The organism is Rhizobium sp. P1_B8 (assembly GCF_056406515.1).
Map to the genome: position 1 here is coordinate 33,976 of NZ_JBFTZZ010000042.1, position 11,088 is coordinate 45,063.

Annotated in this window: 8 protein-coding genes and 2 pseudogenes; 6 read left to right on the forward strand and 4 right to left on the reverse strand. The window is 55.1% G+C overall.

Annotated elements, in window-relative coordinates; all coding sequences use genetic code 11:
• Window positions 1-135: 135 nt before the first annotated feature.
• Both AC1D2N_RS33025 and AC1D2N_RS33030 read right to left on the reverse strand, forming a co-directional pair.
• Window positions 136-849, reverse strand: a complete 714-nt coding sequence (locus AC1D2N_RS33025; RefSeq protein WP_130749046.1) for a hypothetical protein — start codon at window positions 847-849, stop codon at window positions 136-138.
• A gap of 41 nt (window positions 850-890) precedes the next feature.
• On the reverse strand, window positions 891-5,000 hold the full coding sequence (locus AC1D2N_RS33030) for an NACHT domain-containing protein (RefSeq protein ID WP_130749047.1): 4,110 nt from the start codon (window positions 4,998-5,000) through the stop codon (window positions 891-893).
• A 13-nt stretch (window positions 5,001-5,013) separates the two neighbouring features.
• Between AC1D2N_RS33030 and AC1D2N_RS33035 the strand changes: the two genes are divergently transcribed.
• From AC1D2N_RS33035 to AC1D2N_RS33055, 5 genes are all read left to right on the forward strand, one after another.
• Complete coding sequence (locus AC1D2N_RS33035; protein WP_130749048.1) at window positions 5,014-5,394, forward strand: DUF2513 domain-containing protein; 381 nt, start codon at window positions 5,014-5,016, stop codon at window positions 5,392-5,394.
• 176 nt (window positions 5,395-5,570) lie between these two features.
• Complete coding sequence (locus AC1D2N_RS33040; protein WP_130749049.1) at window positions 5,571-7,751, forward strand: YecA family protein; 2,181 nt, start codon at window positions 5,571-5,573, stop codon at window positions 7,749-7,751.
• A 137-nt stretch (window positions 7,752-7,888) separates the two neighbouring features.
• The gene (locus AC1D2N_RS33045) at window positions 7,889-8,584 is read left to right on the forward strand and encodes a GntR family transcriptional regulator (protein WP_130749050.1); all 696 of its coding nucleotides are present in this window, start codon (window positions 7,889-7,891) and stop codon (window positions 8,582-8,584) included.
• A gap of 268 nt (window positions 8,585-8,852) precedes the next feature.
• Window positions 8,853-9,362, forward strand: a complete 510-nt coding sequence (locus AC1D2N_RS33050; protein ID WP_130749051.1) for a helix-turn-helix domain-containing protein — start codon at window positions 8,853-8,855, stop codon at window positions 9,360-9,362.
• Between the two features lie 3 nt (window positions 9,363-9,365).
• Window positions 9,366-9,977, forward strand: coding sequence for a DUF3800 domain-containing protein (locus AC1D2N_RS33055; protein ID WP_130749052.1), 612 nt, complete (start codon window positions 9,366-9,368; stop codon window positions 9,975-9,977).
• Between the two features lie 130 nt (window positions 9,978-10,107).
• Here the strand turns inward: AC1D2N_RS33055 and AC1D2N_RS33060 are convergent, their stop codons facing one another.
• Window positions 10,108-10,500, reverse strand: coding sequence for an aldo/keto reductase (locus tag AC1D2N_RS33060; protein ID WP_245495708.1), 393 nt, complete (start codon window positions 10,498-10,500; stop codon window positions 10,108-10,110).
• On the opposite strand from AC1D2N_RS33060, the pseudogene AC1D2N_RS33065 reads away from it, so the two are divergent.
• Window positions 10,383-10,646: pseudogene (locus AC1D2N_RS33065) on the forward strand (aldehyde dehydrogenase family protein); the annotation flags it as partial. The gene AC1D2N_RS33060 and the pseudogene AC1D2N_RS33065 sit on opposite strands and share 118 nt — an antisense overlap.
• A gap of 311 nt (window positions 10,647-10,957) precedes the next feature.
• On the opposite strand, the pseudogene AC1D2N_RS33070 reads toward AC1D2N_RS33065, so the two are convergent.
• Window positions 10,958-11,088: pseudogene (locus tag AC1D2N_RS33070) on the reverse strand (IS3 family transposase); the annotation flags it as partial.

The window sequence follows — 11,088 nt, forward strand, 5'->3', positions numbered from 1 at the left end:
AAGTCGCGCCACGTTGCACCAGCTTGTTGTGACGGTCCCAAGTTAAAGCTTTGGGCCTGCTTTCCAATCGATAGGTCCGCTCAGTGGCCAGCACTTCGTCACCCCTTGGCTCCTTTCTAGAGCTCACACTGCATTCTATGGGATGATCGCAACGGGTGCTTCGGCCCCGTCGACGCCGACATCCACCGCGAGGATCTCGTTGATCGCCTCGGCATTTAGCCAGTCGACCCACTTTTGCAGGAACGCTCGGTAGTCGGCCATTCCGATCCTAAGAAACAATAATTTGGTCGGGGCGTTGGGGTTGTCCGTGCTGACAAAAGCGAAGCGCTGCACGGGCGCGGTGGAAGACGATCTTCCATGTTCGTCCAAATACAAAATCCCGCCGTGGGCAAGAGCGTTACGAAGAATCTTGCAGAAGCGGTTTGCTGACAGGTTTCTGGCGTCCTCGATTGCAGCCGGCGTATCTAGCAGTCCGGCGATGGCGTCAGGTAAACCATCCGCCGCGAGATTCGGAAATCCTTCTCCCCTATCCAGCGAGGCGAACTCCCAGGGACCCGTGAAAAAGTCCGCCTGGTGGACGGCAGCTTGCAGATCTATAGCGTGGTCTACCGCGTCAGCCAGTTTCAGATTGAGAACGGCATCGTTCATATGACCGGAGTTCGCGTTACGTCGATATTTCAGAATTCGCTCAAACGGGAGGATGATGATTGGCATGGAGACCGACAAAAGAAACGTCGCCTTTAAGGGCAGGCGGGTCCCGTCGGATTCGCCCAAATGCTCGTAAAGATCGCGGAGAAGCTGATGCGCCCGTTTTGGTACCTCAAGACTGAAATGAAGCGGGTTACCCATTGGCCTGTTCCCAGTTGATGAGCTTACGGTCAATCTGATTTCTATGTGCCGCGGCGTGACGGTTTCGACTTGGTCGTTCTTTTCCTGGAAGGTTGCGGTTTGCTCATCGTCTGCGGACGCGACACGTCCAAGACGATAACCGATATTTTCTCTTCCAACGACGAGGGAAGGTCCGCCCGCAGCATCGCCTCCAATTCTTCCGCGCTGGCAGGCGGTTTGTTGCCGTCGCGTCTTGTGGGTACGCGATACTCTGTTCCAAACCAAAACACGAGATAGACGCCATAGCCGAAGGCCCCCTCATCGGCGGCGTAGCCAGCGAGCTGTTCTTCCGGCGCAGTCCAAAGCTCCGAATTGAAATGGCGCTTTGCCTCGATCGGCAAATTCCGTCCGGCATGGGAGAGCAGCAATATATCGGCCCGGGTGTTCTCTCCGCGGCGGGCTTCAGGCATGGCAGCCGCTACACCGTACTGATCCAACCGTGACTTTAACAGTTCGAGGAGCCGGTCTCGGTCCTCATTCTCTATTTGAGGTTTTTCGGGCGCGCCGTTGTGATCTGTGTTCCAGTAACGTTTCCACGGCATTTCGCTGCCAGTCCTCAAGGTGCTCCTGTATCTTTCGATTTCTTCGAGCACCACCGCCACAAGGTCCGCGGGGCTTGCCGGCGCTCCACCAGCAAGGGCTACCTTTAGCTCAGCCACAGATGGCGCAATGAACAGATTGTCGCGTAAGAGACGTGCGTGTTCTGCCGCTGCGTGCGTTAACAATGGACGCCAGGTCGGATCGGATGAGGCGATCAGCGACTTCAAGATACTTCCTGCATCGGGATCGCTTGAGGCACTGAGGCGATTGATCGCCGCCCGGATAATACCACTTGGGCCCTCGGGTCGTGCCCAATCCCGATCCTCCGAAGGGTGGGTTGCTGCCAATGTCGAGATTCGAAGTCGGTCGAGCTGATCAGGCCTCGGGCAGATTTCATGCAATCGGGTCGCAAGATCCCCATCCGGAGCCAGAAACGCTGCACGGATCTCTTCAGATGTGTGAGTTCCCTCGAATTTTTCTGGGTTGAATATCAGGGCAACCGACTGCCACAGCTGCGTGCTTTGAGTGTCTAGCTCCTTCGCGAGTGCTCTCTCGGTGAGATTTGTCATCTCGATTCTGGTCAAAATTCGCGCTGACGCCGTCAGGGCTTGCATCAACGCTCTAGGTGGTAGATTCGGCCGCTCCTCCAAGAGCCGCTTCAGAATGACGGAAAGAAAATCTGGTTCCTGCGACGAAGCCAGATGATGGATGGCATCAAGATCTTGATCCCCGGCATCAAGCGCCGCGTGCCAATATCGAAGCATCTCATCTGAGCCTACAGCGATGTCACGCGCGAGATGTTTCACGCCCCAACTTGCGAGCGACGGCCGTTCGTCGCCGCTAAAGTAGTTTTGGCGAAGCGCAACGATCGCGACCACCGGAGGGCTATTGCTGATCTCTTCTTCTCGCCCGGCCATGAGCGCCTGATGGATGCCGGCCGCGACCACGTACTCCTGGACGTACGATCCATTGGTCGCTTCCGCTTTACCGAGATCGGCTGCAGCGACTTTGATATTGGTGTGGATTGCGAACTGGACAAATCCTTCGGCGATTGCAGACGCGATCCGCGCGTTGGTGAAGTGCTCGATCTTGGTAAGCGGATCCTCCTTTTTAGAGATCACCGCGTTCCGATAGAGTTCTGCCCCCCATTTGAGCGCACCGAACTCGCTCTCCCTTCCCGCCGCTATCGCATTGATCTTCGGTTCGAGGGACGCGATATTGTGGGCGCGGGCTGCGTCGGTTTCAGCGAGTTCCTTTGCCTTTCGCTTTTCCTCATTCTCCTTCCAGCTCTTGTTCGGATCTGTGCGCAGATCCGCTATGAAGCCCGAAAAGTTCCCTTCCTTTTCGAGCGCTGAAACGATGCGCCCCTCCCACTTGGGCCATTGAGATTCACTGCGAACCGCATAGGCTGCAACCTCGAACAGTCGCCGGCGGCGAGGGCCATCTGATGTCTTGCTAGCGAGGTCGAGCAGGTTCTCTATAAGGATGTCGTCGGGAACCCTCCGAGCAATCGTGATGTAGTGATTGGTCGCCATCCAAGGCCCATCTGCGGCGGGGCTGCTTTCCAGCAGGACAGTAAAAAGCTCGAGTTCTCGATTTGCTTTGTCAGCATCGATCCAGGCGCCTATCGCTTTGGCAAGCGACTCTTCGAGCCGATCCCACTCATAGTCGCGTGTGTTTCTGATCCAAGACCATAGCCGCGTCGCCCCGATGTCTAAGTTATTGTTTATCGCGTCGGCCAGAGAGGCTTGCATGAAATGTCGAACTTCGAGCTTGAGACCGCGATCTTCACTCGGTTTGCGGATGATTGGCTGGTCAAAGAGATCTGGGCGTGGCGCTTTCTTTAGCTTCAAGAGAAGTGAAGATAGGTTGCCGCTTTCCTCGCTCTCGCCGTCAGCAGCCGGCGCCAGTTCGTTTAGGTCCGAAAGCAGGTCGGAGATCTCCTGGTGAGATAACTCATGCGTGGGAATGTCCGACAGTACATCTGCTCTCAGAGAAATCTGATCATAGCTTTTGGTCGTTCGCGATAGTTCCGAAATCAACTTGCGCCTTGCTACGCCGGGGTCCGAGCTTCCCTTGACCCAAGCTTCAGCGGCTCTCTGACGTTGCCAAAGCGGACGGGTCGGGTTCACGGCGATTTCGTGCAGTTTGTTTTGCATTCCAACCAAAGGCGGCCCGTCAGCTAGAGCCTGGAGGACGGTCAGCTGGAGATGGCTTGTAACTTCGCTGTCGAGGATGGAAAGGAAATCGGGCACGAGGTCATCGCCGGCGAGGCCTCCAAAAACTGTGATCGCATCTCGTGAGGAGAGGAAAAACGGGTCGTCGCGGTCAAGATTGACAAGGATCGCCCTGCGGCCATTCGTGACAAAGGCAGCCGCGTCGCCATAGGCAAGAACGGTGGCGGCATCCCGCTCGATCAACCTCAAGGCACCCTTCTCGTCGCCCTTTTGCGACAGATGGGCCGTAAACCAGGCGTAAAGGCCCCGCAGCTCGCTCGGTGCTTTATGATCATTGCCAGTGATGAGCGCGACTGCGCGGGCCAATGGAAATAGAGGGACAGTGGGCTGCCCGGTGACTAGTTCAGCAAGAAATCGGCCTGCTAGAAATTCCGCAATGGTTCTGTGCGATGGTTCAAAAGTCTGGCCCTCTCCCCTGAATATCGCTGTGTCCAGCGAAAAATCGGCCAATTCGGGGTCAATCGCCAGCGATTGAACGACAACGAAGTCTTTCGCATGCGATCCAACAGCTAGCGCGTTTGAGCGCCACAACGCGCGCGCGCCGCTCGCAAGAACGTAAAATGATAACCGCCCCGCCGCGTCGATAATATCATCGACCGATGGCCGCCGATCGTAGACGCGTTCCGGATCGTGCTCGTGCGCAAGCGCGTAGATTGCTCGGTCGAATAGCTCAAATCGGGTGCTAGGCCATAAGCCGCCGGATGCCACAACCGAATGGAGAAGGCGCAAGCTCAACGGGTTCTCGAGGAAGGCGCCGGCTCCCCGAGCACGTGCATCTGCGAGAAACTGCTCGGGGTCAGCCTCTCCCAAGCCGGACAGGACAATCTCTGCCTCGGCATCGTCCAACGGAAGAAGATGCGCGACCGTAATTGGGTGCTCGCTTGCGGCTCGGCGCATGGCGCGCATATCTGCAGCTTCACGCCAGTCCTCTGCACGACAGGTGAGCCGCCAACGCCTGACGCCACTTTGTGTGATCACATTGGCAAGTTGTAGAAGCTTATCCTTACCATTTTCTCCGGCACGATATTCGTCGAGTGCGTCGAGATAGGCTGTTGAGGCGGAGGCGATCGGAATCCCGTTCACCGCTTCACGGCAGGTTAGAAGCTCTCCACCTTCCTGAACTGCCTCGTACTCAAGTGCTGTCGATTTTCCAATCCCTGGCTCGCCGAGTAGGACGAGACAGGGCATCCCACGCAACTCACTCAGGCGAAGTTCGACGGCTTCGCCCTCAAGCACCACAGAAACGCGCCTGTCTAACGGTGTTTTGATCATGTATCTAAGGTAGTATTTCTTGCAGGTGTCGATCAATTGATTCGGCACACTTCTCAACAACATTCGGAGAGTTGCTTTGAAGCGCGACATGGGCTTGGTGCGAGATCTCCTTTTGCAGATCGAGGGATTCGACCAGGGCTACGGGGGCGATATTGAAAACGAGGTAACGGATAAAAAGCCGGAAGTCGTTGCCGAGCACCTTCGATTGCTTCTGGAAGCCAAGCTAATAGTCGGTGATGCCGTACCCGACGACGAATGTGCGTTTGACCATATACTGCCTACCCGGCTGACCTGGTCAGGGCATGACTTCTCGGAGACTGTCAGAGATCCGGAAATCTGGCGAAAGACGAAGGAAGGCGCGCTGTCCGCGAAAGGCTTTACGCTCGACCTGCTGCAGGATCTCGCCAAGGGCTTTATCAAGAAGCAGATTGAAGAGCGGACCGGCATCGCACTTTAGAGCGATCAGCGACCAAAAACACGATTGATAGAATAGGCAACAACGGTGAAGGTGTTCTGGTCCTGGCAAGCTTATACGCCCGGTGAAAGCGGCCCGCACTTCGTTCGAAAAGTACTCAACACGGCAATCGAAAGATTGAAACAGGGATATGAGATCGCAGAAGCGGAGCGACGCCGATGGATAAGACTTTGAAAAAAGACGAGACTGTCCAGAGGACGGAAGCCGAAATCTTTGCCGAGCTTGAAACCGTGTGTGCATCCGCAGGATTTGTTCACGCGATCGCATATTTCTGCTTTCGGGATAATCTAATCAGATACAGCGGCGAGCTGGGTGTGAAGGACATGGATTCTCACTACGAGGGCTCCAGTCTCCTGCGAAGCGAAATTTCGACATTGATTGGCCTGATGGCGCGCAGTCCATGGACGACGGATATGCCGGCGCCGGAGGCCCTGCAGACCTATATCGATCGTACCGACGAACTCATGCGAGAGCTTCATCATGCAATGGCCGCTGAGGCGTTTTTCGGCGGAAGAGATCTGGCAGGTTTGTTGGCCGAAGGCAGAGGTCCGTTTGAGGACGGAGCCGCGATGCGGGAGCCCATCTTCTATGGTGGAGAATCCGCCTATAATTTCCAGTACAAAGCCTTAACCGAGTTGAAATACGGCGCCGATGAGGGGTGGCTCGAAAGGACACGCGGGTTCAACATCAGAGAAGCACTTTTGGTGGCTAACGTGATTGGTGACTTTCACCTTCGTCGACTGAACCTTCTTCGCAAGGAAATGCGAGCACAGTCCCCGGACCAATGGACCTTCCTTCCGGCTTTTACCTTCACGATCGAGGATATTGCGGCTCGCGCTGAGATCGCAATTGGAAGGGTCGAAGCGATCCTAGCTGCATTCAAGTTTGGCAGCCACGAACGCAACAGCGCATTTATCGGCTTGAGTGAGTTCAATGAGACGAACGCCCGGCCGATCTTAGCTTGCGGAGACGGCACCTATATCCTTCTGCAACATTACCAACTGCAGGAATCACTCTACGAATCGCCGTTTTTCTGGATGATGGCGGACGACGATTATCGCCCTACCGCTACCGCCAACCGGGGCTTTTTCACAGAATCCTATTCGAGTGAGCGCCTTCGCTCGGTCTTTGGTTCCTCCCGTGTCCTAACGAACATTGACATCTACCGCGGGAAGAATCGGTATGCGGAGGCCGATGCGCTTGTCCTTTTCGGGAACCAGGCGATTGTTGTGCAGGCGAAATCGAAACGCCTCACTCTGAATGCGCGCAAAGGAAACGACCTAGCGCTTAAAGACGATTTCAAAAAAGCCGTCGCGAACGCCTATGATCAAGCGCTTCTCTGCGCAGGCGCACTGCAGCGTCCGAGCGACTTTGTCTTTCGAGACACGCAGGGTCTGGAACTTAAGATTGCCGGCCCAGTTGACGTCATCTATCCAATGTGTGTCCTCGCCGATCACTATCCCGCTTTGACTTTCCAGGCGCGGCAGTTCCTGAAGGTAGAGGCCGACAAGATCGTACGAAGTCCGCTCGTCACGGATGTGTTCACGCTAGATATCATCGCGGAGTTTCTGGAGACGCCGCTCCACTTTCTGAACTACCTGGATTTGCGCGCACGCTCTTACACCAAACTGCTGATCACCAACGAGTTGATCCCGCTTTCGTACCACCTCAGGAACAACCTGTGGCTCGATGACAAATACGATATGGTCAACCTTGGTGACGACTTTACGGCTCACGTGGACGTGGCCATGGCGGTCCGGCGTCAAGGCGCTTCTGGAAGCCGAGAGATTAAAGGAGTTTTGACTCGATATAGGGGCACGCCGCTCGGAACGATCGTAGCACAGATCGAGGCCAGCGCGATCCCGGAACTGACGGAACCGGGAATGTGGCTGTTGCAGCTTTCGGACAGCTCTGCAAATGGTCTTTCACGTGCTTTAGACTTGCAAAATAAAGCGGCTGTCCGCGAAGCTAGGACCAAGGATATTTCACTTCCTTTCGACGCACAGCAGGCGGGTATGACGATCCATATAAATTCGCTTCCCGACGGTGTCGCGAGAGAGAAAATCCTGCAACATGCGCGAATAAAGAAGTACGAATTGAGGGCTGAACGATGGTATGGGATGGTCCTACAATCCGGTGATCTCCAAATGAGGCAAGCCGTAATGTTGACCGATCCATGGCAGCAATGCTCGGCGATGGATGCAACGCTAGCAAAATTGCCTCGTCGGTCACCGGCGCCACTAGATCAGGTCAGTATGCGGGTCGGCAAAATTGGTCGCAATGAGCAATGCTCATGCGGAAGTGGTCTCAAATTCAAGAAATGCTGTCTCAATCGATGAGCGTTCGGGAACGTCGAATGCCGGCAACTCACATTGGGTCCATGTTCTGTACGAGCCCGTTAGGGCGTGGAGAGTTTCATGTTGGAAAATCCTCTTCTTGATGCGATTGTGAGGCTCTATCAGAGACTTCGTCAGATTTGCCGCTGTATCAACGATTGAGTACCGCGATCAGCGCAGCAATCGACGAGTCCGGCACACAACATAACGTGTTGCCGGGAGAGCGGGTGATCGCGGCCTCCCTTTCTCTTTCCTGGGTTACGGTTCGCCGGGCGATGTCACTTTTGGAAGAGGGAGGAAGGCTTTCCCGTCGTCATGGCGCCAGGACCGAAATTGGCTTGCTTCCCGAGCAGCGTGCAGGCGTCTTAAAGAGCTTTACCGAGCAAATTTGTATTCGCGGTCAAGTTCCCGGATCCATATGGCTATCGAAACCGATCGCTCGAGCGTCCTCGCAGGAATTGATGGCGCTGGGAGTAGCCGGCAGCGCCAATGTCTTAAGGATCGAGCGAGCGCGAACGGCCAATTCCAATCCGATCGCGGTGGAGGTGTCAGTTATTCCGGAATGCTATCTTCCCTCCGCGGACCTTGTTCACGGATCTTTGTACCAAGCCCTCAAGAAGCGTGGCTTCATGCCCAACCGGGCAATCCAGCGGGTTTCGTCTCAACGGGCGACGATCGATAACGCGCGTCATCTACGTTGCGAGGTCGGAGCTCCACTCCTCGTAATGGAACGTCGTTGCTTCCTTATTGACGGAAAAATTGTTGAACTGTGCGAAACCCGCTACAGAAGCGATGCGCATGACTTCGTGTTTGAGGTGACAAGACAAGATCGGTAGGGTCAAGGTTTATCGCGACACAGCAACTTCGCATCGACCGTTTTTGGGAATTCCGTTGACGGATTTTCCGCCATACCGTATGGTGGATTTTATTATATACCTATGGCTGATTTCCCGTCAGCTAAGCACCGTCACACAATTACCGTGAAGGCTTAACAGCGGAATACCGGTATGCACGTATGGTGGAAAATCCGCTAGCGTCAGACCGGCTCAACGCCTTGTAGCTTCGCAAGCGGCAACGTAAGTCTCGGTGCAAAGGATGAGCACCATGACCGACGACACACCGCATACTGATCAAGGCAATGTAGACAAACGAGCCAAGTCTTCGACAGAGAAGATCTTTGGCGCCGAGGTGATTTCGCATGGATACACCGGCGTGCCAAATATCCTGGTGCGAGCGCAATCTCGTCTCGGCATCAGCACGACGCAGTTCAACATAATTGTCCAGCTGCTGAGCTATTGGATCGATCCGGCAAGACCGCCGTTTCCGCCTAAAAGGGAACTGGCGCAGCGGATGTCGATCACTCCGCAGACTCTGCGCATCAATATCAAGGCGCTCGAAGATAAGAAGTACATTGCTCGAGTCCAGCAAAAGACGGCGGCCGGCGACTATGGCTCGAACGTCTATCATCTCGATGGACTTATCGCGAAGATCAAAGAACTGGTCGGTGATTTTGATGAAGAGCGAAAGGAACGCCGGGATTCACGCGCTAAGACCGAGACCCCGAATGCCCGACGGAACGCCCGCCGCACGGCAAATGTCGCCGAGAAGGGCTAAGTCGTGCCGCGCCTCAATAAGAAAATTCTATGTTTTGTCGATGAATTCGGAACCGCAGGTGACGCAGCTTTTGCTCTCGGCTGTGCGATCGTCTGGGCGCATGAGTGCGGCAAGGCCGACAAGGCTTTTAGCGACCTGCTTCCAGCGTCAGTCAACGAAGTACATGCCACGAACTGGAGCAAGCCGCAGCTCCAGAGTATCATGAGCCGATTTGCTCAAACGGAACTACCGAACAGTATTTGTATGTTGAACAAATTAAGCGACATCTCTGCAGGGGACCGGCCCGAGATATATGCCTTGTCTCTAATAGAAACGGTGAAAATTGCGGTCAAACGGTTCCGCGATCGAAACAACGTTGGGTCACAAATCAATAATGTTGAGGTTCTCATCGACATCAACGAGCAGAACTCTCATGAAAAGTTCACGAAGCTAATTGCCGAGGCCAAACAGCAGGACGGTCTCTTCCGGTCGGTCAACAGGGTCGTAGCTATTGATTCGGCTGTCTCGCGGATGCTTCAGCTGGCGGATGTCGTCGCGCACTCGCGTGCCTGGATCAACAATGGCGAAGTCAATGCAAAGGGATTGCGAGATTCTTACAAGATCGAAATCCTGTGAAAAAATAAAGCCGCCTGGGAAGGCGGCTTCTATGTGGCTAGCAACCGATCCTTTTGTGAGGATCGGGTCACCACTGCTCCTGCCCGGCACACGGCCTGACAAGTCACAAGCGATAGATAGTCTGAATTTTTTAAAAATTCAAGTGCGACCGCTTTAGAGGTATCCCAAAGCCTAGCACCTGGAAGAGATCAAGACCACTGGAGGGATCTTGTGTCTCTCGATCACGGGACGAAGTGGCCAGCTGCGCGGAAGAGTCCGTACCATTCTTCGCGCTTGAGGCCTTTGCCGATTCCGCAACGCGTTGAGGATTGGTCGTTCCGAGAACGACCTGAATGTTTGCCGGGTGTCTCGTGATCCAGGCCACCGCGATGCCCGTTGGCGTGGTGCCATAGGACGCGGCGAGCTCAGTTCGACACCGAGGAGCAGGTGATCGAGATGGCCAACAACACCGAGTTCGGCCTCGCCTCCTGTTTCTACTCGAAGGACATGTCCAAGATCTTCCGCGTCGCCGAAGCCCTAGAATACGGCATGGTCGGCATCAACACCGGCCTGATTTCCACCGAGGTGGCCCCCTTCGGCGGCATCAAGCAATGCGGCGAGGGCCGCGAGGGCTCGAAATACGGCATCGATGATTATGTCGAGATCAAATATTTGTGCGTGAGCATCTGATTCGAATATGAGTGCAATAGCCTGCCGGATGCGTCGGTTGGAGTCCTTTGTAATGCTGTCATCGGCCTTGGCAAATCCGACCGGAACAGCGACCACAAATTCGCCACGACGAGCCTTCTCGTTACTGGTGGAAAGGGGACGCTGACGGAGCAAATCTAGTTCACACTCGCTCAGGCTGTCGTCCAAATCCAAGAGTAGGCGGTCGCCAATCGGGCGGGGCGCTTAAACCGTTTCCTGCTTAGATCTCGTGGAGTCAGGGCCAACTTCGATACTGGATTTCGACCTTCCCTGAGTGACCTGCCACTGAACTTTCATCCAGCGGCGGTTAGAGCCTCGGCGGCTTTGAATACGCCAAATGGCGCGGTGTGAGCAACCGGCGGAAACGCGGAGCTTTCATCTTGCGTAGCGTTGGAGCCGGTTGCGGCGATGGTCCCGGCATAGT